Source organism: Rohdeia mirabilis (assembly GCA_007750655.1).
Classification (GTDB): Bacteria; Planctomycetota; UBA1135; order UBA1135.
On record CP036290.1, the window covers coordinates 937,447 to 960,611 of the forward strand.

The 23,165-nt window shown below is 70.2% G+C and carries 17 protein-coding genes; 8 read left to right on the forward strand and 9 right to left on the reverse strand.

Annotation, left to right across the window (positions count from 1 at the left end):
* Nucleotides 1-222: 222 nt before the first annotated feature.
* The 6 genes from Pla163_RS03430 to Pla163_RS03455 form a co-directional block, all read right to left on the reverse strand.
* The gene (locus tag Pla163_RS03430) at nucleotides 223-2,214 is read right to left on the reverse strand and encodes a HEAT repeat domain-containing protein (protein WP_145183602.1); all 1,992 of its coding nucleotides are present in this window, start codon (nucleotides 2,212-2,214) and stop codon (nucleotides 223-225) included.
* The gene (locus tag Pla163_RS03435) at nucleotides 2,211-3,209 is read right to left on the reverse strand and encodes a hypothetical protein (protein ID WP_145183605.1); all 999 of its coding nucleotides are present in this window, start codon (nucleotides 3,207-3,209) and stop codon (nucleotides 2,211-2,213) included. Before Pla163_RS03435 ends, Pla163_RS03430 begins: the two co-directional genes overlap by 4 nt.
* A gap of 255 nt (nucleotides 3,210-3,464) precedes the next feature.
* Nucleotides 3,465-4,415, reverse strand: coding sequence for a hypothetical protein (locus Pla163_RS03440; protein WP_145183608.1), 951 nt, complete (start codon nucleotides 4,413-4,415; stop codon nucleotides 3,465-3,467).
* A complete protein-coding gene (locus Pla163_RS03445; protein ID WP_145183611.1) occupies nucleotides 4,412-5,386 on the reverse strand; it encodes a phosphate acyltransferase in 975 nt (324 codons plus the stop codon). Before Pla163_RS03445 ends, Pla163_RS03440 begins: the two co-directional genes overlap by 4 nt.
* Entirely contained in the window at nucleotides 5,383-5,730 is a 348-nt protein-coding gene (locus Pla163_RS03450) for an AtuA-related protein (protein WP_145183614.1), read from the reverse strand. The genes Pla163_RS03445 and Pla163_RS03450 overlap by 4 nt, the downstream gene beginning before the upstream one ends.
* Nucleotides 5,731-5,776: 46 nt before the next feature.
* Complete coding sequence (locus Pla163_RS03455; RefSeq protein ID WP_145183617.1) at nucleotides 5,777-7,156, reverse strand: acyclic terpene utilization AtuA family protein; 1,380 nt, start codon at nucleotides 7,154-7,156, stop codon at nucleotides 5,777-5,779.
* 526 nt (nucleotides 7,157-7,682) lie between these two features.
* Here Pla163_RS03455 and Pla163_RS03460 point away from each other — a divergent pair.
* The 6 genes from Pla163_RS03460 (at nucleotide 7,683) to Pla163_RS03485 (ending at nucleotide 16,997) form a co-directional block, all read left to right on the forward strand.
* Nucleotides 7,683-10,886, forward strand: a complete 3,204-nt coding sequence (locus Pla163_RS03460; RefSeq protein WP_419186277.1) for a lamin tail domain-containing protein — start codon at nucleotides 7,683-7,685, stop codon at nucleotides 10,884-10,886.
* A 344-nt stretch (nucleotides 10,887-11,230) separates the two neighbouring features.
* On the forward strand, nucleotides 11,231-13,315 hold the full coding sequence (locus Pla163_RS03465; RefSeq protein ID WP_145183623.1) for a lamin tail domain-containing protein: 2,085 nt from the start codon (nucleotides 11,231-11,233) through the stop codon (nucleotides 13,313-13,315).
* Nucleotides 13,316-13,452: 137 nt separating this feature from the next.
* The gene (locus Pla163_RS03470) at nucleotides 13,453-14,106 is read left to right on the forward strand and encodes a pyroglutamyl-peptidase I family protein (RefSeq protein WP_145183626.1); all 654 of its coding nucleotides are present in this window, start codon (nucleotides 13,453-13,455) and stop codon (nucleotides 14,104-14,106) included.
* Nucleotides 14,103-14,546: an MFS transporter gene (locus tag Pla163_RS03475; RefSeq protein WP_419186278.1), complete on the forward strand. Its 444-nt coding sequence runs from the start codon at nucleotides 14,103-14,105 to the stop codon at nucleotides 14,544-14,546. The genes Pla163_RS03470 and Pla163_RS03475 overlap by 4 nt, the downstream gene beginning before the upstream one ends.
* A gap of 8 nt (nucleotides 14,547-14,554) precedes the next feature.
* Nucleotides 14,555-15,349 (forward strand): MFS transporter, encoded by a 795-nt coding sequence (locus Pla163_RS03480; protein ID WP_145183632.1) that lies wholly within the window; start codon nucleotides 14,555-14,557, stop codon nucleotides 15,347-15,349.
* Between the two features lie 58 nt (nucleotides 15,350-15,407).
* Nucleotides 15,408-16,997, forward strand: coding sequence for a carbon-nitrogen hydrolase family protein (locus tag Pla163_RS03485; RefSeq protein WP_145183635.1), 1,590 nt, complete (start codon nucleotides 15,408-15,410; stop codon nucleotides 16,995-16,997).
* 105 nt (nucleotides 16,998-17,102) lie between these two features.
* On the opposite strand, the gene Pla163_RS03490 is transcribed toward Pla163_RS03485, so the two are convergent.
* From Pla163_RS03490 to Pla163_RS03500, 3 genes are all read right to left on the reverse strand, one after another.
* A complete protein-coding gene (locus Pla163_RS03490) occupies nucleotides 17,103-17,576 on the reverse strand; it encodes a DUF309 domain-containing protein (protein WP_145183638.1) in 474 nt (157 codons plus the stop codon).
* Nucleotides 17,577-17,610: 34 nt separating this feature from the next.
* Nucleotides 17,611-18,717 (reverse strand): hypothetical protein, encoded by a 1,107-nt coding sequence (locus tag Pla163_RS03495; protein ID WP_145183641.1) that lies wholly within the window; start codon nucleotides 18,715-18,717, stop codon nucleotides 17,611-17,613.
* Nucleotides 18,718-19,433: 716 nt separating this feature from the next.
* On the reverse strand, nucleotides 19,434-20,558 hold the full coding sequence (locus Pla163_RS03500) for a hypothetical protein (protein ID WP_145183644.1): 1,125 nt from the start codon (nucleotides 20,556-20,558) through the stop codon (nucleotides 19,434-19,436).
* 145 nt (nucleotides 20,559-20,703) lie between these two features.
* Here Pla163_RS03500 and Pla163_RS03505 point away from each other — a divergent pair, with 145 nt between their 5' ends.
* On the forward strand, nucleotides 20,704-22,575 hold the full coding sequence (locus Pla163_RS03505) for an energy-coupling factor transporter transmembrane component T family protein (RefSeq protein WP_145183647.1): 1,872 nt from the start codon (nucleotides 20,704-20,706) through the stop codon (nucleotides 22,573-22,575).
* A 131-nt stretch (nucleotides 22,576-22,706) separates the two neighbouring features.
* On the forward strand, nucleotides 22,707-23,153 hold the full coding sequence (locus tag Pla163_RS03510; RefSeq protein WP_419186279.1) for a M67 family metallopeptidase: 447 nt from the start codon (nucleotides 22,707-22,709) through the stop codon (nucleotides 23,151-23,153).
* The last annotated feature ends 12 nt before the right edge of the window (nucleotides 23,154-23,165 follow it).

A 23,165-nucleotide genomic window follows, 5' to 3' on the forward strand; every position in this document is an offset into this window, starting at 1 on the left:
CCGGCCGACGCGGCGGGCGTTCGGACACGGGACGGCGCTCGCGACGGGCACCGTCCTTCACCGGGCACCGTTCGCTGAACGTGCTTCGCGGACGTGCGAAGCGACCGCTCGGCTACGGCGCGCGCCGCGTCGCGTTGGGATCGTGCGCGGTCGGAGCACGTCGACGCCACCTGTTCCGACCGAACGCGGCGTGATGCGCACAGCGTTCGACCGACGCCACACCTAGAGGAACTCGCGGTACGTCCCGCCCGAGTCCGCTGCCAGGCCTTCGAGCAGTTCCGAGTAGCGACCGAGCGAGATCGTGTGCACGACCACGTGCCGCGTCGCGTTCCAGTGGCGCACGCGCTCGCGGATCTCGTGCGGGTCGGTGATCGCGCCGTCGGTCGGGAAGCCGTCGGTCAACAGATAGATCGTGTCGACCGAGGGCTCGAGGTAGGCGGCGAGGATCGCGTCGTAGACGTTCGTCGATCCGTTGGGGAACTGCCCGTTCACCCACTTGATCGCCTTGCCGCGCGTCGTCCGCTTCATGCGCTTCATCTGCTTGTCGAAGGGCTCGAGCACGTGGCTGAAGAAGTACACGTTGAACAGCGTGTCGTCGGGGATCTCGCGCAGCACGGCCAACAGTTGCAGCTTGGCGAGCGCGAAGCGCGTCATGCCGTCGCGGCCGGTGGAGGCCACGGAGCCTCCCGTGCCCGGCTGCTCCTTCGCGGGCTCCTCCATCGACGAGCTCATGTCGCAGATGAAGATCACGCGGTCGCTGACCAGGCGGATGTTGAAGAAGCCGGTCGAGGTGCCGGCCGACCCGTCGTCGCGGTTGCGCTTGCGCTGGTCCTCGGCGGCGACGGCTTCTTCGAACGTGGGCATCGTGAACGCGGCGCCCTCGGCGTCGAGCCAGGCCTTCCAGCGCGTCGGGTTGATCGAGAGTCCCGTCAGCATCCTCAGCGAGAACGAGATCTCTTCGCGCATGCGCAGCGTCTCCTTCTCGATGCGGCCGACGAGGAGCGGGAGCGACTCGGGCAGCCGCAGGTTCTCGAGCGCCTTGAGCGCTTCGTAACGCACCGTCCAGTCCTTGTCCTCCTGGAAGAGCTCGAACAGCCGCGCGATGGCGTCCGGGCTGCGCAGCTCGCCGAGCGCGCGTGCCGCTCCTTGACGCGTCGGGCGGTCCTTGGCGCGCGACATTTCGAGGACCTCCGCGCGCCAGTTCGGGTCGGAGGCGCCGAAGACACCGATCGCAACGACGGCCGCGCGCCGCACCGCTTCGTCCTTGGACGCGAGCAGAGGCAGGAGATCCTCGTCGAACGTGTCCCAGGCGCCGCGCTCGCGATGGGCGAGCAGGTGGTCGAGACAGGACAGCACGAGCGCGGGGTCGAGATCGCGCAACAGGCGCACGAGCGTCTTCACGACGACGGGCTCGGGGCGGTCTCCGAGGGCGTCGACGAGCACGCGCTTCCAGGCCGGCGTGACCTTGCCGGTCGCCAATCGTTCGAGCGCGTGCGTCATGCCCGCACCGGCGGTCATCCTGGCGGTGCACAGGGCGAGCACGTCGCGGTGTGACAGCGTTGCGGCCGCGTCGCGGTCCTCGCGTGCGATGCCGACGTAGTGGCGCGCGGTCTGCGGCGACTGGCGTGCGAGAGCCAGGTCGAGGGCCAGGTCGATGTGCTCGATCGAGCGTCCGCGCAACAGGTACGGCGCCAAGCCGTCGGCGGCGGCGTGGCGCACCTCGACGTCGTCGCTGCTCGCGATCAGCTCGAGCAGGTCCTCGCGTGCGGCGTGGTCGAAGGCGCAGAGGGCGCGCGTCGCCCCGAGACGATCGATCGCTCGCGCGCCGCCCTTGGCCTGGCGAACGAGGAAGGACTTGGCGGTCTCGCTCGTCGCCTGCTTCGCGAAGATCGCGCAGGCGTCGAAGAGGTACTCGCGCCGCGTCTCGTCGCCGATGGTGTCGAGGGCGCCTTCGAGCACGGCGAGCGCCTCCAGCGTCCCGATCACCGCCAGGTCGTAGAAGACCTGGGGCGTCACGTCGTCACCTTCCGCGGCGATGCGAGCCGCCAGGGCTTCGACGTCGTTCGCGCGAGCGATCAGCGCGTGGGTCGGGGAGGCCGCCGCGACCGGTTCGGCGCCGACGAACGGGACCGGGTGCGCGTGAGCGAGCGGCACCGCGGCGAACAAGAGCGCGCAGGCGGCGAGAAGGCTCGACGACGAGTTGATTGCGGTCATTCGAGTCCCAGGTCCTCGCGGTGTTCACGGATCCAAGCCTTCGCCACCTCGCCCTCGCCGTCCTCGTCCGGGTAGCCGGGCTTCCAGGTCTGCCCGGTGACCTGCTTCAGCGTCCAGACGGCGTCGCGGTTGAAGCGTTGCCAGGTCTTGAAGCGCGCTTCCCAGTACGAGGCCGGCGGGTTGTCGGGGGAGTCGACTCCGCCCGGTGTCGGCGCGTTCAGGAGACCGCCGATGTACATCAGGATGTCGAAGCTCTTCGTGCGGCGCATGCCGAAGTAGCGGATCGCCGCGCTGTACTTGCCGACGTAGTCGTAGCCGTCGACCTGGGCTCCCGGCTTGCTGTAGTCGAACTTGTCACCGGCGTAGTCGTCGGCGTCGATCGAGTAGAGGATCTCCGCGATCGCCTTGTCGGCCTTCGCGCTCGCCAGTCGGTGTGCGGCGAGTCCTTCGACGACCGCGCGAACCTGTGGCGGACTCTCCCAGATCTTCTTGTCGCCCAACGCCTTCACCAGAAGGTCGACCGAATCCTCGTCGCCGACCGACACGCACAGTCGCGCGGCCGCGTCGATCACCCGGGCGACCCGCACCTCGAGCATGCGCTCCTGGGTCAGCTTGTCGTCCATGCCGAGCGACTCGGCTTCCGTCTTCACGTCGTCGCGATCGGTCTTCGAGGGCTTGTACTTGAAGGCCTCCTTCGCCGCCTTCAGCAGTTCGGGATTGTTGAAGGCCGACAGGCGCTCGAGCGACGCCGCGATCGCGCGCGACTCCTTGGACTTCCAGGCCGTCTTGAAGTCGTCCTGTAGTTCCTTCAGCTCGTCGTCGCTCGCGGTCCGCACCGAACTCGATGACTCGCTCGACGCTTCCTGGTGGTCGTCGAGCGGGCTCGCGTGGGCCGCGGCGAAGGGAGCGCTCCAGGCCGCGAGGACCAGGGCGAGGACGGTGGCCGCGGACTCGAGGGCGCGGGTCGCGGACTGGTGCGGCGAATGCACGTGCATGGGCTCGGCGATGGGGTTGGACGCGGCGTTCGAGCCCTCGTCGAGCGAGGGCCGGCGCGTGGGGAACGGTGCCGCCCTGGTGGCCGACCGCGCCGGGGTTCGAGGCCGGCACACGGTGCGGTCGCGGCGGCGCCACGGACCTTCGGTCGGCCAGCCTACGAGAGGCGGCGCCACCGCGGGAGAGGGACCGAGCCGACACCGAGCCGCGCCCCCGCTGGAGGGCCGAGACCGGTCGTCCGCGTGCCCGGCGTCGACTCAGTCGAAGCCGTGCTCCTTCCCGTGCTCCGCGATCCAGGCCAGCGCCGCCGCGCGTCCCTCGGCGTCGGCCGTGAACCGCTCGCCCGTCAGGCGCGCGAGGGCCGTGACCGCCACGGGAGCGAGTTCCGCCGCTGCGGCCGTGCGCCCCGCGCGGTAGTCGTCGTCGCCGCGCTCGAGCTTCTTCACCGCGCCTTTGCGCTCGGTGTCGCACAGGAGCTCGGCCAGCTCGACGACCACGTCGCGTTCGGTCGTTCCCCAGTGTTCGACGTAGCGCGCCGCCGCCACCAGTTCGTCGATCCGCGGCGTCGTCATGAGGTCGTTGTCGCGCGGGACGAAGCCGTTCGCGTCGAACTCGGCGTCGTCGAAGTCGAGCAGCAGCTTCTGGATCTCGCGATCGGCCTTGGCCGAGCGCATGGGGTGCTCGGTCAGTGCCGTGATGATGGCCGTGCGCCCGACCGGGTTCTCCTTGACCGACTTGAGGCGCACCGCCTTCTCGAGGGCGTCGAGCGACTCGCGCGAGGCGAGGCGCGCGCCGATCAGTGCACCCGCGCGCACCACCTCGCCGGCGCGCTGCCACAGGCGTTGTTCGACGAGGTCGTCGTCCTCGAGCTCCTTCTCGTCGAGCTCGCCCTCGAGCTGGTTCTCGTCGAGACGCGTCGGTTCGTGCTCGAGACTCTCGCGCACCACGCCCAGCACGACGGAGTTCTTGTAGGGCAGGAAGGCCAGGACGGCGCGGGCGATCTGGGGGCTCGCGCCCGTCGCCTTCTGGAACTCGTACGCGAGCACCAACGGATCGATCTCGGCCGACGTGCCCTCGCGCGGGGCCTCGTCCGCGCCGCCGCCTCCGTCCTGCACGGCCGGTGTCCCAGGCGTCGCCCGCGCGGGAGCGAGCGAGTTCGCGACGAGAGCCAGGGTCAGAGCCAGTGCGATGGACGAGCTGTGTTTCACGATCGAGGTCGGGACAGGGCCGCGGCGATGCACGCGACGTCGACGATGTCGTCGGCGGTCGCGCCTCGCGAGAGATCGAGGTAGGGGTGCGCGAGGCCTTGGACGAGCGGCCCGAGAGCGGTCGCTCCGGCCAGGCGCTGCGTCAACTTGTAGGCGATGTTGCCCGCGTCGAGGTCCGGGAAGACGAGCACGTTGGCCGCACCGGCCAGGGGCGAGTCCGGAGCCTTGGTGCGCGCGACCCCGGGCACCAGGGCCGCGTCGCCCTGGAGTTCGCCGTCGAACGCGAAGTCCACGCCGCGCTCGCCCAGCAGCGCCGCGGCGCGCGCGACCTTGTCGACGCGCGGGTGGTCGGCGGAGCCCTTCGTCGAGAAGGACAGCAGCGCGACGCGCGGTTCCTCGCCGGTGAGCGTCCGGTGCGTCGCTGCGGCCGCGATCGCGATGTCGGCCAACTGCGCGGCATCGGGGTCGGGCACGACGCCGCAGTCGGCGTAGGTCAGCGCGCGGCCCGCGAACGGCGCCGGCGCCGAGTCGGGCAGCACCATCAGGAACGACGACGAGACCGTGGCGAGCCCCGCCGCGGGTCCGATCGTCCACAGACCCGCGCGGACCACGCGCGCGGTCGCGTTCGCACAGCCGGCGACCGCGGCGTCGACGCGACCCGACGCGGCCAACGCACCGGCGTAGAGCAAGGGATCGAGCAGAGCTTCGCGAGCTCCGTCGAGCGTCAGTCCCTTGGCCGCGCGGCGTTCTTGGAGCGCCGCGGCGAGGGCGTCGAGCCCCGGGTCCGTGCGCGGGTCGAGGCGCTCGATCCCGTCGTCGGCCGGCGCGGCTCCGACGAGGACGGGCGTGACGAGTCCGCGTTCTACCAGGCTGCGCGCGGCGGCGAGCACGCGTTCGTCCGCGCCCTCGGGCAGGACGATGCGTCGCTCTTGCTCGGCCGCGCGCCGCCGGAGCCGCTCGAGGACGTTCACGCTTCGGGCGTCGCCTCGAGCACTTCGGTGGGGACGTCGACCGTCATGCGCAGCGCCGCGAGTCCGTGCGTCTTGCCCTGGGCGTCGGTCTTCAGCGAGGCCGAACCGCCACCGCCCAGCGAGTCCGAGAGGATGAAGTTCAGGACGCGCATGTTGTCGGCTTCGTAGCGGACGACGTCGCCCGCGTTGATGCCGTGCATGTGCTCGGCCAGTCGCTCGGTCGTGAGCCACGTGCGCAGGAACTCGTAGGCCGCTTGCGAGCGCGCCATGATGCCGACGTTGGAACCTTCGCCCTTGTCGCCCGAGCGGGCGGCGGCGATGCGTGAGAGGAGGACGGTGGGCATGGTGGTGGGGTGGTCGGCGCCGGGGCGTTCGGCTCGGGTCGAGCGTTCAGGATTCCGAGACGGTGACGTTGGTGGTGATGTGCTCCTTCGCGACGAGTGCCGGCCAGAAGCCGATGATCTCGGTCGCTTTCGGACGTCCGCCCGCGAAGCCGGTGACGCCAGGGGGCCCGCTCGTCACCAGCGGCACCAGTTCGCTGCCGAAGCGGTCGACCTTGGCGCGGTCCGGTCCTTTCACACCCATGCGCAGGACCACTTCGCTGGGGTCCGACGCCTCGGGGATCGGAATGCCCGCGTGGCACACGTTCGCGCCGACGAACTCGACGAGGCGTTCTTCGGGTCCGTACTCGAAGCCGTCGTAGGCGAGGCGCTGCCACACGATCTCCGCGCACGCACGCGCCTTGGCGAGAGCGTCGGGGCCGCTGATCGTCAGCTGTCCGAGCGCCTTCCAGCCGTCGGCGTAGCTGAGCGAGGCCTTGAACGTCGGCGTGGCCGGGAGCCCCTTCGCGCCGCGGATCGCCACGCGGTTCTCACCGTCCTGTTCGATGCTGACGCTGGTGAAGTCGGCCACCACGTCGGGCGTGATGTAGTTGGCCGGATCGCCCATCTCGTAGCAGAGCTGGTGCACGACCGAACCCACGTCGACGCGGCCGCCCGTGCCTTCGTGCTTCGTGACCGTGAAGTCGCCGCTCGGCGTGGCTTCGATCACCGGGTACCCGATCATCGCCATGTCGGGGATGGACTGCCAGTCGGTGTGGTTGCCGCCGGTGCACTGGGCGCCGCACTCGACGATGTGTCCGGCGATCGTGCCCGCGGCGAGTTGGTCGAGATCCTCGGGGCCCCAGCCGAACTCGTGGATGAGCGGGCCCAGCACGAGGCCCGGATCGGTGCCGCGTCCGGTGATCACGATCTGCGCGCCGGTGGCCAGCGCCTCGGCGATCGGGAACGCGCCGAGGTACACGTTCGCGCTCGTGACGGTGTCGCGCACGCCCGACAGCGCTGCGCCGGTATCCATGTTGGTGAACGGTTCGCCGGCGGCCGTGAGCGTGTCGAGCGACTCGAGGATGTCGTCGCCCTCGACCGTCGCGACCTTCACTCCATGCAGACCCTGGGCGCGCAGCGCTTCGAGTACCGCATCACGACAGGCGCGCGGATTCACGCCGCCCGCGTTGGCGACGACCTTGATGTCCTTCTCGACGAGGTCCTTGGCCGTGCGCTCGATCAGCTTCACGAAGTCGGTCGCGTAGCCCTTGGAGGGATCGCGCGAGCGCAGCTTCTGCATGATCGAGAGCGTCACCTCGGCCAGGTAGTCGAGGGTCAGGTAGTCGAGCGGACCCTCGCGGACGAGGCGGATCGGGCCGAGGATCGAATCGCCCCAGAAGCCTTGGCCGTTGGCGATGCGGACGAGAGGGCGCTTGGGATCGGACATGAGGCCGGGCGGTGAGCTGAGGGCGCGGGAGGGGCGGACGGGGGCGTCGCCCGATGGGCGGAGCGCGGGCCGGCTGGACCGGAGGCCTCGTCCGCGACGGGGTGGGCGTGGTCCGCCGCCCCGAGGGCCGACCACTCTAGTGCCCTGCGACCCGCCTTCCAACGTGCACGCGGGTGGGGGAGCGCGGTGGCTCCATCCCCAAGTCCCCGGGCCTGCGGACGTTGCGCTCCGTACCCGGCCGAGGCCTGCGCGCCGAACCGTCCGGCGCCGGTCGGTGAAACATCGGTCAAGTCGATCAAGATCACCCCGAGCGCTGGAGGGATCGGCGGCCTTATTGCAACCTGGTAGGGCTTCGGACAGCGAGGCGAACCCATGCGGGACGGACTCTGCCCATGAGACCGGTCCCGGGTGGTCCCCCCCTCGCGTCGTGTCCCGGCCGTGCCGCGACCGAGCGTCCTCCACTTCCCGGTGGGGCGCCGGTTCTCTCTCGGCGCAACCAACGCACACCCCCAAATCGCTCAACCACATGCGACTTCCCCAGACTCTCGCGAGCGCCGCCGCCGCGGCCTCCGTCCTACTCGGTGGCACCGCCGCCGCTCAGACGACGTTCGGCAGCGGCTGCGCCGGCGCCTCCGGCGTCACGCCGACCCTCGCCGTCAACGGCACCGTCACCTCGGGCCAGACCTGGTTCCTCGAGGTCACCTCGCCCGGCGGTATCGGTCTCGAGTACCTCCTCATCGGTTTCTCGAACACGAGCTCCACGCTCCTCGGCGGCCTTCCGCTGCCCTTCGACCTCGGCCTGATCTTCGCCGACCCGGCCTGGACCGGCTGCCCGCTGAACGTCGACGCGGACTACACGATCCTCGCGCGGAACTTCAACCCCGGCATCAACGGCGGTGTGCACCAGATTCCGTTCCCGGGCTTCGACTCGGGATCGGTCTTCATGCAGATCATCAACGTCGACCCGAACTTCCTGACGTTCAGCCCGATCGCTGGCGTCTCGGGCGGCATCGAGATCATCGGCACCTTCGGCGCGGGCGCACAGCCCGGCGACCTGGTGATCACCGAGATCATGCAGAACCCGGCCGCCGTCGGTGACAACCTCGGTGAGTACTTCGAGGTCCTGAACACCACGGGCGCCGACATCGACGTCGAGGGCTGGACCCTCACCGACGACGGTTCGAACCTGCACGTCATCGACAACGGTGGCGCGGGCGTCATCGTCCCCGCCGGTTCCTACTTCGTCTTCGGCAACAACGCCGACTTCGGAACCAACGGCGGCGTGGTCGTCGACTACGAGTACCCGGCCGCCTACGCCCTCGCCAACGGCGACGACGAGATCGTCATCACCGACCTGGCCGCGACCGAGATCGCGCGCGTCAACTACGACGGCGGCCCGGTCTTCCCCGACCCGACCGGCAAGTCGATGGAGCTGAACGTCGCGTTCCTGAACGAGACGGACAACGACAACGGCGCCAACTGGGCCGAGTCGACCTGCTTCCTCCCGAACCCGAGCACCGACCTGGGAACGCCCGGCATCGCCAACGACCAGTGCAACACCACGCCCCCCGGCCCCGGCTCGGGCGAGCTGATCTTCACCGAGATCATGGCCAACCCGGCCGTCGTCGGTGACACCTACGGCGAGTGGTTCGAGGTCTACAACACGACCGGCGCGGCCATCGACATGAACGGCTTCACCGTGACCCAGGGCTCGAACTCGTTCGTCGTCGGCAGCTCGTTCGTCATCCCGGCGGGCGGCTACGGCGTCTTCCTTCGCGACGGCAACCCGGCCAACAACGGTGGCCTGGACCCGCTCTCGATCAACGCCTACGACTACGCCGGCAACCCGTTCTTCCTCGGGAACTCGGGCGCCACGCTCGAGATCTTCGACGGCTCGCTGAACAAGCTCGGTTCGATCGGCTACGACGACGTCACCTTCCCGACCGCCAACGGTCGTTCGATCATCCTCGACCCGACCGTGACCCAGGACCTGGCCACGAGCCTCGTCGGCGCCAACTGGTGCACGTCGACCTCGAGCTACGTCGGTGACGGTCTCGACGACGGTGGCCTTCCGGTCACGGGCGTGACCCAGTTCGGCACCCCGGTCGGTGCCAACGACACCTGCCCGATCGTCCCGAGCGGCGCGCCCACGGGCGAACTCGTCGTGACGGAGATCATGAACAACGGCATCGCGGAGACGACCGACCAGCAGTGGTTCGAGCTCTTCAACGCGACCGGTGCGGCCATCGACATCGACGGCTACATCCTCGCCGACACCACCGGTGACTACCACGTGATCAACAACGGCGGTCCGCTCACGGTCCCCGCTGGCGGTCGTGTCACCCTGGGTGCGAGCAACGTCGCGCTCGACAACGGTGGCATCACCCACGACTACGCCTACGACGGCTTCTTCCTGGGCGGCTTCACCGACTCGATCGTCGTCGCCACGGGCGCCGGCGCGATCGTCGCGCAGGTGGACTACGACGGCAACGCCGGTTGGCCGGTCGCGAACCCGGGTCACTCGCTGATCCTCGATCCGGCCGTCGGCATCACCCACGCGAACTCCGTCGTGGCCGCCAACTGGTGCAAGTCGTACTTCACCGGCTACGGCACGGACGCCAACTTCGGCACCCCGGCCGCCGCCAACGACACCTGCCCGATCGTCCCGAGCGGCGTCGCGACCGGTGAGCTGATCATCACCGAGTTCCTCGCCGACGGTGCGTCGCTCGCCGACGGCGAAGAGTTCCTCGAGATCTTCAACACGACCGGTGCGGCCATCGACATCAACGGCTACATCCTCGCCGACGCCGACAACGACTACCACATCATCGACAACGGTGGTGCGCTGCTCGTTCCGGCCGGTGGGTACCTGACCCTGGGCGCGAGCAACGACACCCTGGTCAACGGCAACACGACCCACGACTACGTCTACGGGAAGGACCTCTTCATCAGCAACGGCACGGACGAGCTCATCCTGGCCACGGCCGGCGGTGCGATCGTCTGCGAGATCGCCAACGACAACGGCTCCTCGTTCCCGACCAACACGGCTGGCCTCAGCGCGATCCTCGATCCCGCCGCCGCTCAGACCCAGGCCGGCAGCGAGAACGGGACCAACTGGTGCCAGTCCTCGTCGACCTACGGCGATGCGACGAACGCCGGTACCCCCGGTGCCGCGAACGACAGCTGTGGCGGAGGTGTCGGTGACACCGCCAACTCCGGCGACATCATCGTGACCGAGGTCATGCAGAACCCGGCGGCGGTCCTCGACAGCGCCGGCGAGTACTTCGAGATCTACAACACCACGGGTTCCGCGATCGACGTCAACGGCTGGACCTTCACCAAGGCCGCCAACGGCGCGAACTTCACGGTCAACCAGATCGGTGGGCTCTCGATCCCGGCCGGCGGTTTCCTCGTGTTCGGCGTCAACGGTGACTCGCTCACCAACGGCGGCGTCACCGTCGACTACGTCTACCCGTCGGCCTACTTCCTCGGCAACAGCTCCGACTCGATCATCGTGTCGGACGTCGCGCTGACGGAGATCTGCCGCGTCGAGTGGGACAACGGTGCGACCTTCCCCGACCCGAACGGCGCGTCGATGAACCTCGACGCCGGTTCGTTCAACCTGGCGGCGTCCTTGGACGGCGCCAACTGGTGCCCGACGAGCCTGACCCAGATCGGTGGCACCGGCGACTTCGGCACGCCCGGCGCGGCCAACGAAGTCTGCCCGTGATCCGGTGACGTGAGCGCGCGCCACTCGGAAGAGCGGCGCGTGCGAGCGAGGAGGGCGGTGGCTCGAACGAGCCACCGCCCTCCTCGCGTTGCAGTGCCGTTCACGCGCCCCGAGTCGACCCGCAAGCCGAGGGGACGGGCCGGGTTGCGAACGCCGCACCGCCCTTGGTGGATCTTGACGAGCACTCTCCGCCCCGGCCGCGTCCACTGCTCGCCGACCCCGTTCCACGGCCTTCCGCCCGATCTCCCCGGACTCTTCGAGGGAGGGGGGTAGCCTTCGGAACGCTGCGGTCCGTTCCGCCCACGCCCACTCGACGATCTGGCGCCCCGCGCGCCGCCCCGACCATGAAGCACGCGACTCTCCTCCTGGCCGGTGCCGCCCTCGCGGCGACCGCCGCGCCCGCCGGTGCCCAGACCCTGTTCGGCAACGCCTGCGCCGGCCAGTCCGGCCTCGTTCCGACGCTCCAGAACGTCGGCCTGCCGATCGTCGGCGACACCTGGCAGCTCGAGATCTCCGGCGTGCCGTCGGGATTCGGCTACTTGCTCGTCGGCCTGTCGAACTCGTTCTCGCCGCTGGTCGGCTCGACGCTGCCGGTCGACCTCGGAACGCTCCTCGCCGACCCCGCCTGGGCGGGATGCGACCTCAACATCGATCCCGGCTTCCTGATCCAGACGCACAGCCTCGACGCGCTCGGCAAGAAGACGCTGCTGTTCCCCGGCTTCCCGCCCGGCTCCATCTACTTCCAATGGCTCGGCCTCGATCCGGACTTCCTCGCGTTCTCCAAGATCGCCGGCCTCAGCCAGGGCCTCGAGATGGAGGGGCGCCTGCCGAGCGGTGTCGATCCCGGCGACCTGGTCATCACGGAGATCAGCAAGGACACGTCGTTCGCCTTCGACTCCCAGGGCGAGTGGATCGAGCTCTACAACACCACCGGATCGGCGATCGACATCGAGGGCTTCGTCCTGCGCGACGACGACGGTGACACGCACACGATCGACGCCGCCGGCTTCGGCGTCGTGGTTCCCGCCGGTGGCTACATCACGCTGGGGATCGACGGCGACTGCACGCTCAACGGCGGCATCTCCCACGCCTACGTCTACAGCGGCTTCTTCATGTCGAACGGCTCGGACGAGGTGGTTCTCGAGGACTTCAACCAGATCGTCATCGACGCCGTGGCCTACGACAACGGCGTGACGTTCCCCGACGACGAGGGCGCGACGCTCTCGCTCGATCCGACCAAGTTGAACGCCGTCGACAACGACGACGGAGCGAACTGGTCGAGCGCGACCTGCCCGCTCGGCGTCGGCTGTGGCTTCATCTACGCCACCGACCTGGGCACGCCCGGGGCGGACAACGGCACGTGCACCACGCCGCCGCCGCCCGTCTCCACGGGAGCCGTGGTCTTCGTCGAGGTGATGAAGGACCCGCTGGCCGTCGACGACCTGTTCGGCGAGTGGTTCGAGATCGTCAACGCGACGGGAGCCGCGGTCGATCTCGACGGCTACACGTTCGCTTCGGGCCTGCAGGTCTTCACCGTCGCGGGCCCGCTCGTCGTGCCGGCCGGCGGTCGCCAGCTGTTCATGCGCGACAACGACGCGCTCGACAACGGTGGGATCGACGGTGCGGCGCTCGGGGCCTACGAGTACGACCCGAACGGCGGCGGCCTGTGGAACATGGGCAACGGCGCCGAGACCCTGCAGGTCTTCGATTCGCTGGGCACCCTGGTCGGACGCCTGGCCTACGACGACGGCGTGCTCTTCCCCGACGACGAAGGCGTGGCGTTCGGCCTCGATCCGGCGGTCGCCGCGACCGAGGCGAACACCGACGACGGCGCCAACTGGTGCAACCAGTCGAGCGTCATCCCCGGCGGCACCGATCTCGGCACTCCGGGGGCGGCGAACGACGCCTGCATCTTCGTCCCGGCCTGCCTCGGCAGCGGCGAGATCATCGTGACCGAGTTCATGCAGAACCCCTCGGCGGTGGGGGACGGCGTCGGCGAGTGGATCGAGATCCACAACACGACGGCCGGTTCGATCGACATCGAAGGCTGGATCCTGCGCGACAACGACACGGACAGCCACGTGATCGACAACGGAGGCAGCGGCGTCTTCGTTCCGGCCGGTGGCTACCTCGTGCTCGGCGTCTCGGGTGACACGTTCGTCAACGGCGGGGTGAACGTCGGCTACGTCTACAGCGGCGTGAACCTGGGCAACAGCGACGACGAGATCGTGCTCGAGAACGGCGCCGGCGTCGTGTGCTGCGTCGAGTACGACAACGGCGCGACTTTCCCCGACGGCAACGGTGCGGCGGCCCAGCTCGACCCGACGAAGCTCGACGTGGCCTCGGCGGCGGACGGCGCGAACTGGAGCCTCGCCACCACGCCCTTCGGGGCCGGCGACCTCGGCACGCCCGGTTCCGTGAACCCCTGAGCGGCGAACGGCCGCTCGGCGGGTCGCGGCCCGGCCCTCCGCGCGCGGGGCGCTCCACGACGACACGTGGAGCGCCCCGCGTCGCGTACCAAGGGGCGCCGCTGGACACGACCTCGCGCCCCGGCGACCATCGGCCGATGGCCACCGACCCCTCAGATCCGCGCCGCGCCGGTTCGGCGGGGCGTCCGATCCTGGTGACGGGTTTCGGGCCGTTCCTCAGCGTGGCCGAGAACCCGTCCGGCACGCTCGCACGGTGGGCGGACGGGCGGCGCTTCGGTGACCACCAGGTCGTCGGACAGGTGCTGCGCGTCGCGTTCGCCGGGTTGCCCGAAGAGCTGGAGCGCGCGGTGACCGGCTGCATCGAGCCGCCCTGTGCCCTGGTGTCGCTCGGCGTTCAACGCGAAGCCTGGTGGCGACTCGAGCGGCGCGCGCAGCGGCCCTTGACCTCGGTGAAGTGCGACGTGGACGGCGCGCTCGCCAGCGGGTTCGACGCGGATGCGCCCGCCTCCGAGCGCCACACGCGTTTCGACCTCGACCGGCTCTGTGGCGCGATCGCGGACCTCGACCTGCCAGCGCGCCCCTCCGACGACGCCGGCGGCTACGTCTGTGAGTGGTGCTACGACCACCTCTTGGGCCACGGCGAGCGACTCGGCGTTCCGGCGCTCTTCGTGCACGTTCCGCCCCACGATGCGTTCGAGTACGCGGTCCAGGAGCGAGCTCTCGGCGCGCTGCTGGGCGAAGTGGCGCGGATCGTCGCGGAAGGCGGTGACGCGGCCGGATCGACCCGGTGACGCGCGCCCGGCGGCCCGTGGACCTGACCGCGACGACCGGCGGGCGGCGACTGCTCTTCACCGGTCTGTACTTCTGCGAGGGAGCGCCGATCGGGTTCCTGTGGTGGGCGTTGCCGAGCGTGCTGCGCAGTCGGGGCGTCGACACGGCGGTCATCGGGGCGCTGCTCGGCTGGCTGGTCCTGCCGTGGGCGCTCAAGTGGGTGTGGGCGCCGCTCGTCGACAGGGTGCGGACCCAGCGCTTCGGCCTGCGCGCCTGGATCACCGCGGCCCAGCTCGGCATGGCCGCCAGTCTCGTGCCGCTCCTGCTCGTCGATCCGCTCGAGGACTTCGACCGGCTCGCGACCGCGCTCGTGTTCCACGCGGTGTTCGCGTCGACCCAGGACGCCGCGATCGACGCCCTGATGATCCGCGTCACGCCGGCGGGGAGCGCGGACGCCTGACCGCTTGGATGCAGGCGGGCATGTTGCTCGGTCGGTCGCTGCTCGGAGGAGGAGCGCTGCTCGTGCACGAGCGGTTCGGGTCGCGCGCGCTCGTCCTCGCTCTCGTCGCGGTGGTCGTCGTCGGTCTCCTGCTCGCGCCGTTCTATCGGGATCCGGGGCCGGCCGGCGGTGCGCCGGGACGTTCGGACTCGATGTGGACGGCGGTGCGCCGCACGCTCGCCCGGCGCACCACCTGGTTCGGCCTGGCGTTCGCGGCGCTGGGCGGAGCGGGCTTCGAGGCGGTCGGTGGCTTCGCCGGTCCGGCACTGACCGACGCGGCCGCCGGCGACACCGGACCGGCCGCGCGCTTCTTCCTGCTGCCCGCCGTGGTGGCCGCGGCCGGTGGTGGATTCCTCGGCGGCTGGCTCTCGGATCGCAGCGATCCGCGGCGCGCGACCGTGCGAGCGAGCCTCCTGCTGACCGCGGCGATCGCTGTGCTGGCGGTTCTCTTCGCGATGGGGAGTGGCCTGGAGGGACTCGCCCTCGGTCTCTTCGCCGTCTACGTGGCGATCGGCGCCTTCACGGCCAGTAGCTACGCCCTGTTCATGAGCTGGACCGACCCGCGTCTCGCGGCGACCCAGTTCAGCGCGTTCATGGGCGCGACGAATCTGTGCGAAGCCTGGTCCGTCGCGTTGGCCGGCGTCCTGATCGCGGACCACGGCTACGCCGGCACATTCCTCGGACCCCAGTTGCTCGCGCTCGGCGCAGTCGTTCTGCTCGTGGGTCTGCGCGGTGCGTCGAACCGGCACGTCGGGCCAGCCTGACTCGCTCGACGCCGCGCTCCCACCCCTTCGCGACCGACCCGGACGCAGAAGCCCCACAATGACCGACTCGAACCCGCCCGACTCCGAACATCAGATCCGCCTCGAGGACTTCGAACGCGCAATCGTCCTGCGCCAGCTCCGAGCCGACGACTTCGAGGAGTTGGTGGCGATGCAGGTTCGCTGCTTCCCCGGTATGCAGACCTGGGGGCTCGATCAGATCCAGAGCCAGCTCGGCATGTTTCCCGAGGGGCAGCTCGTCGTCGAGTTCGAGGGGAAGATCGTCGCCTCGGCCTTCTCGTTGATCGTGGACTTCGAGGACTACTCGGACTGGCACGACTGGAAGGAACTCGCCGACAACGGCTACATCCGCAACCACGATCCGAAGGGCGACACGCTCTACGGGATCGAGGTGATGGTCCATCCCGAGTACCGCGGACTGAAGCTGGCGCGCCGCCTCTACCAAGGGCGGCGTGAGCTCGCGCGACGCTACAACCTGGCGCGCAGCATCGTCGGTGGACGGATCCCGAACTACCACAAGTACGCCGACCAGATGACGGCGCGCGAGTACGCCGAGAAGGTGGGGGAAGGGCAGATCTACGACCCGGTGCTGACCACGCAGACCGCGAACGGTTTCGTGTTGAAGCGGATCATCCCCGACTACTTCCCCAGCGACGTCGAATCGGGTGGGTACGCGACGTTCCTCGAGTGGACGAATCTCGACTACGTCTCGGACCCTCGCAATCGCTACCAGCGCGTCCACAACGTTCGCATCGCCGCGGTCCAGTACCACATGCGTGCGATCAAGAGCATCGACGACTTCGAGTCGCAGTGCGAGTTCTTCGTGGACGCCGCCTCCGACTACAAGAGCGACTTCGTCGTCTTCCCGGAGCTGATGTCGACCCAGATGCTGTCGTTCATCGGCGCGGAGCAGCGGCCCCAGGAGTCCGCGCGGAAGTTGGCGGAGTTGACGCCCCGCTACCTGGACTTCTTCACGCGGATGGCGATCAAGTACAACATCAACATCATCGGCGGATCGCAGTTCGTGCTGGAGGAGGAGCGTCTGCGCAACTGCGCCTACCTGTTCCACCGCGACGGCGGCATCGACCGCCAGTACAAGATCCACATCACGCCCGCCGAGCGCCGCTGGTGGGGTGTGGTGCCCGGTGACGACGTCGAGGTCTTCGAGACCGACCGCGGCAGGGTGTCGATCCAGATCTGCTACGACGTCGAGTTCCCCGAACTCTCGCGGATCGCCGCGGCCAAGGGAGCGCAGATCGTCTTCGTCCCGTTCAACACGAACGACCGCGACGGCTACCTGCGGATCCGGACCTGCGCCCAGGCGCGCTGCATCGAGAACCACGTGTACACGGTGATCTCGGGCTGTACCGGGACGCTGCCGCTCGTCGAGAACGCGGACGTCCACTACGCCCAGTCGGGGATCTTCACGCCGGCCGACGTGCCCTTCGCGCGGGACGGCGTGGCGGCGGAGTGCACGCCGAACATCGAGACGCTCGTCGTGCGCGACGTGGACATCGAGCAGCTGCGTCGCCACCGACTGCGCGGCACCGTGCAGAACTGGAACGACCGCCGACGGGATCTCTACAAGATCGCCTACGAGTCGGAACGCCTGGGCACGCTCGAGATCTGAGCCTGTCGGGGTGAGCGGGCGAGCGGCGGACACGGGTCCGTCGCCGTCCGCGGCCGACGCTGGCACGCGCGCCGTCGCGGCAACCGCATGCGGGCGCCGCGAGCCTCAGGCCTCGTCCGCGCCCGCCTCGCCGACGAGGTCGCCGAGGCGCGGATCGGCGCCCGCCGGTTCCGCTGCGACGAACGCGCGCCAGCGCTCCAGCCAGGTGCGGCACCGGTGCGTCCACCACGGCGCGCCCTCGGTGCCCCCGGAGTTCGCCGCGCCATCGAGGGCCGCCGAGAGGCGCTCGATCGCACGCACGCCCAGAGCCTTCTGACCGGACCGATTGCCGGTGCCGCGGTGGTGGAGCGCTCCCGCGCACAGCACCAGCCCCTGCCACCACAGGGCTTCGGCGGAGCGACCCGTGCCGCGCGCCGCGATCCAGGCCTCCTCGAAGACCTCGTGTGCCGCGTGGTGTCGCCCCGCGTCGAAGAGCGCGGCCCCGACGGACAGGGCCCCCCGTCCGGTGTGGGACGAGGGGCCCTCGTGGTCGCCCTTCGGCGGGCGCGCGTCGGCGCTCGATCCCTGCTCGGCCGTCATGGCGTCGGAGCTGGCGAGCGCGATCCGGCTCCGATCACTGGTTGGTGAAGCTGGTCTCCATGTCGCCAGCCATCTCCATCGTCATGTCGAGCGTCGTGGCTTCGCCGCCCATGTCCGCGTCGACCGAGACTTCCATGCCCATCGTCATGTCGGTCTCCATGGTCATGCTGGCGAAGACGCCGGTGCGGGGGTTCCACAGGAGTTCACCGGCACCGTCGAGCGTCAGGTTGAAGTCGGCCGCCGCGATCGAGATGTCGGCTTCCATCGGCATGTCCATGAGGTCGCTCATGCGGTCCATCATGTCGGTGATCATCGACGAGAGGTCGAGCGTGCCGTCGGTGTCGAGCTTCAGCGTGATGACGGCGTACGTGGCGCCGTCGACCTCGCGCATGCCCTGGTAGGTGGCCTTGCGCTCACCGTCGAACAGGGTCTCGAGCATGCTCTCGTACTGCTCGAACAACTCGCCCATCGTCTCCTCGACCAGGGACATGTCCATGTCGGAGTCCATCTCGTCCATGCCCTCGGGCTCGGCACCGAGGAAGCCACCCGGAAGCACGAGGCTCATCAGCGCTTCGTACGGAATGTCCCAGGACTCGCCGGCCGAGACCTCGGTGCGCGGCAGGAAGGCGCGCAGGTCCATGTCCTCTTCGAGGCCCTCGAGAAGCTCGACGTCGCGCGTGTCCTCCTCGTCCTCGTAGGACTTCTTGTACTCACCGGCCTCGTCGTCCCAGGTGAAGATGACGCTGGCGCCTTCGAGGTCGGACGACATCTCGGTCTCGTTCGACTCGCCCTCGCCCATCATGGACACGTCGACGATGGCGCTGCTGCTGATGGCCTCGAAGGTGCGCTTGAGGCGCGCCGGACGACGGTCTCCGAGCTCGAGGTACGTGTCCTCGACCGTGACCGCGGTGTTCATGGTCATCGACATCTCGGGCAGACCACCCATCATCGCGGTCATGTCCTGACCGTCGACGTCCATGGTGAAGTCCTCGAGGTCGATCGTCATGCGGTTCTCCATCGTGCGGGTCACCGTGGCGCCGCGCTCGGGGGCGAACGCGATGCGATCAGCGGTCCCGGAGAAGGAGAGGAGGAGGCCCATGCCGACGACGGGCGTGATGGTCTTGACGCAGGTGAGATTCATGGTTGGTCAGAGGGTGATCGAACGTTCGGCGTCGTGGGGGAGCGGGCCCCGGCGACTTCGCCGGGAAGAACCGCGCTCCGCAGGGCGTCGGTGGTTCGAGTCGTGGTTCGGGTGGTCGGGGATGGCGAGAGCGCCGCGGGCGTTCGAGGCACTCGGAATTCGGTGCCGGATCTCGGTTCGTCGCAGCGCGGTGGTTCGGATCGGGGTTTCGTCGAGTTGCGGTTCTTCGAGTTGCAGTTCGTCGAGTTGCAGTCGGTCGGCGGACGTCGCGCTCGTCGGTCCGCGCCGCCTCCGTCGCCAACGTCGTGTCGTCGTTCGAGCCGCGCGTGGGCGGAGTGTGTCGCGCGAAGGGTCCGTGGCGCGCACGTCACGCAACGCGCAAGGGCGGGCGACGGGTGGTGTGGACGGCGAGTCGGTCTGCGGACGAGGGGGGCGTCGAAGAGCTGGTCGGGGAGGGAACGACCGCGCAGGGGGACCTTCGCGGGAGGTGGGTTCGCTCGGGGGAGGGACCTGGGGGAGGGACCTGCCGCTCGCGACCGTCCGGCGCGGGGCGCGCCAGCGCGGGTTTCAGGCGCGACAGGATACGAGAGTGGGGCCGCCGACGCTTCGAGGGCCCCACGGTCGAACTGCGGGCTACGCGCTCGGCCGGGGCGGATTCTCGCTCCGAGCCGCCGAATCTGCCCCGTCGAGCTCGCTCGAGGGGGGGCGAACGTGGCCTAGAGGGCCTTCGAGGCCGCTTCCAACCGCTGGGCCAGGGTCCAGGACAGCTCCATGCGGACCGGGGCCTTCTCCTCACCCAGGGAGAGCACCAGGTCCTGGGTCGCCCGCAGGTCCAGGGTCAGGTCGAGGTCGAAGCTCACGAACCGCCCCCCGTCCACGTCCCACACCAACGTGGCCACCCCGCGATCGGCGAGGGCGTCGAGTTCGGTGGACGACACGGTCACCTTCACCTCCTCGTCGCCGGGCGGCGCCGGGTCGACGAACGCCGGCCAGCTCTCGCCCGACAGCTCGGCGAAGAAGCGCACGTCGATCGTGAACTCCATCGTCGCGACGCGCGCTCCGGCGGGACCGCGGACGTGGAGCAACTTGCCCTCGATCGTTCCGGTGGGCGTCCCGAGCAGGCCCGCGAGTCCACCGGAGCGATCGAAGGCGCCGAGACGTTCCGCAGCGGCGGCGTCGGTCGGAGCGAGTCCCAGATCGCCGCCGGGTCGCAGCGCCGCGCGCAGGACGGCGGGCTCGACGAGCCAACGATCGCCCTCGTCGACCGAGTCGCCCGGGAGCCACCCGCGCAGATCGAGGTCCTCGTCGAGGCCGTCGAGCAGCGCGCGCTCCTCGTCGTCGGGTTCGCTCGTCTCGTCGGAGAAGCGCCGCGTGTAGGCCGTGGTCGCCGGATCCCACTGAAAGCGCACGCCGCGCCCTTCGAGCGCGCTGGCGTGTTCGACCTCGATGTCGCCACCGCCCAGCGTGGGCGTGCGCGAGTCGGCCGTGGCCCGGGCGCCGACGGAGATGTACTGACGTTCGATGCGCAGGGGGCGGCCACCGCCGACCTCGGCGTACTCGTCGCGCACGGACAGCTGTGAGATCGTCCGCGTCGACATCTCGATCGGCACGTCCTCGTACTCGCCGTCGACGACCAGGCTGGCCGAGTCGAGATCGAGCTTCGTCGTGACCTCGAACTCCTTCTCGACGCGTTGGCCGGGAACGGGTCCGAACGCGAACTCCTCGAAGGCGGCGAGCGCGTCGCGCAGCGTGGTTCCGGGGTGCGCGACCGCCGCTGTGACGCCGACGGTCGAGGCGGTGGCGAGCGCGAGGGCGAGAAGAGGGCGTTGGATGGGTCGCACGGGCGGAAGCCTCGATCGAGGAGTGGGCGGACGGAGCGAGCGCGGAGCGGGAGCGGACCCGCCGCGGCGCTAGAGTAGATACGGCGCCGACCCCAGCGTCACTTCGGCCACCGTCGACTTTCTCCCCGCACCCTAGCCCTCCACGATGCGAATCGACCGCTCGGCCGTCCTCGCCGGCCTGATCGCCGCGGTGATCGCGCTCGCGGCGAACCTGCCCTGGGTCGGCCGCGGCGAGCTCGAGTCCGAGGAGGCCCGGCGCGCGCTGCCCACCGCCTCGTTCCTGGATCGACTCGCGGCCGACGACGCCGACGTGGACGGAGCGCTCGCCACCTGGGCGGTCCCACGCGTCTTCGGTCGCGCCTACCTGGCCAAGCCGCCGGCCTTCTACTGGTGGTCCGCCGCGCACCAGGTCGCACTCGAGCGCACCGGACTCGACGCAGCGCTGCGGCCCGCCGAACGCACCGACGCGGGCTGGTGGCCCGCGGCCCGGCGCGGCAGTCCTGTCGCCATCCGCCTCGCGGCCCTCTCCTCGGCGGCGCTGCTGGCCGCACTCGTCGCGGTCCTGGCGTCGCTCGCGCAGGGACGGCGTCGCGCGGTGGTCGCGAGCGCTTCGACCTCCGAGCGGACGTCGGCGACGGCACTGGGGATCGGGGTCGCAGCGGGCGCCATGGTGGTCGCCGCCCCGAGCATGCTCTCGAAGGCGTCCCTCGGCGAACTCGAGTCCACGTTCGCGCTGACCTGTGCCGTCGCGGCGCTGGCCCTGCTGCGCGCGGCCACGAAGCCGGGACCCTTCATCGCCCTGGTCGCCGCCAGCGCCATCGGCCTCGCCTGTCTGACCAAGGGGCCGCTCGCCCTGCTGTTCTCCGCGGTGCCGGCGTTCACGTGCGCGGTGGCGCGGATCGGCGTGCGCCCGGCACTGCGGCGACTCGCGTTGCCGATCGCGCTCGGTGTCGGCCTGTTCGCCTGGTGGCCGTTCTTCGTGCGCGGCGTCGTCGAACCGAACGACGCGCGCGAGGGTGTCGACGCGGCGCGCGACGTGACGGCCAGTTGGTTGGCCGAGCTGTGGCGCGGCGGAACGGGCGGATTCGTCACCTACCTGAAGGACCGGTGGCGCCTCGTGACCGGCGTGCTGGGCGGATGGGCGCCGGCGTCGCTCCTCGCGCTCGGGATCTTCAGCGCGCGGCGGCGGGCGCAGTGGCGCACGGAGGGCGCGACCCACCTGGCCCTGCACGTGGTGTTCTGGGGCCTGCTCGTGCTGCTCGTGTGGCCGGGCGTCCGTCCGCGCTACGCCCTGCCGCTCCTGCCCTTCGTGGTGCTGCTCGCGGCGCAGCGTCTCGGATCGGGCGGCTTCCCGCGCGCGCCGCGCCTGATCGCAGGGGTTCTCGCGTTCGCGGCCGTCGCGATCGGACCCGTGGCCTTCTGGCTCGTCGGGCGCGCGGCCGAGGCGGGGTCCTCGGACTTCGCCGAGCCCGCGGTCGCAGCGATCGGCTCGGCCGAGTGGCTCGCGATCGCCCTCAGCGCGACCGTGGGCACCGCCGTCCTCGTTCGGCTGCGACACCTCGGCCCGCGCGGACTCCTGGTCGCGGCCGTGGCCTGCCTCGTGGCCGGGCGCGCGGTCGAACTCGGACCGATCGAGCGCACCCGCACGTCCAGCCTGCGGGTGTCGGCCGCCGCCCACGTCGAGGCCACCTGTCGCGCGCTCGGCCAGGAGCGGCTCCACCTCGACACCTGGACCTACTTCAACGACCTCTACTACACGGACCTCGACGTGCGCTGGTGCACGCACACAGCGGGGCTGCCCGCTGGTTCGTTGGTCCTCTCTCGGGGCGCCGACCCGCAGCGCGAGGCGAGCGCGGGCTGGGAACGGATTCCGCTCTTCGAAGGCAGTTCGTGGCGTTTCGCACCGCTCCCGCCGCGGGCCTTCGGGCGCGAGGGGACGGACGGCGGAGCGCGCCTGTGGCGACGGACCGCAGCGGTCGAACCGGTGTCGGCCGAGCCACCGAGCGATGGGCGCTGAGGTCCACTCCGCAACCGTGTCGCATTTCGCAGCGTCCCGATCCGGGGCCGACCGGGTGCGCGTCTCCGCTTCCTAGGACTGCGGCCCGTCGCGCGCTTGGGGTCGGGGCGCGCGCGATGGACAATCGCACCGTGCAGATCGAGATCGACCCCGACCAGCTGGCCCGCGCGATCGAGCGTTCGGCCGCGGAACTCCCGAACGAGGCCTGTGGCCTCCTGCTCGGGACGGACCACGGGGACGGCCGGGTCGTGGTCGAACGGGTCGAGCCCACGCGCAACGCGACGCGCGAGCCGGCCGCCGACACGTTCGAGGTCCACCCCGAGGACTTCGTGCGCCTCGACGGACTCGCGCGCGAGCTCGGTCTCGACGTGGTCGGCGTCTGGCACAGCCACCCGGACTCGGCCGCGATCCCGTCCCGCACGGACACGGAACGCGCCTGGCCCGGTTGGTCCTACCTGATCGTCGGCCGCGCGGCCCACTCCGACGTGCACGCGCGGTCCTGGCGCCTCGACGCGACCGCTCGTTTCGCCGAGGAGCGACTGCTCGCGCCGCGCGGCGCCGTGGCCGTCGCTTCCTGAGTCGCGCCGCTC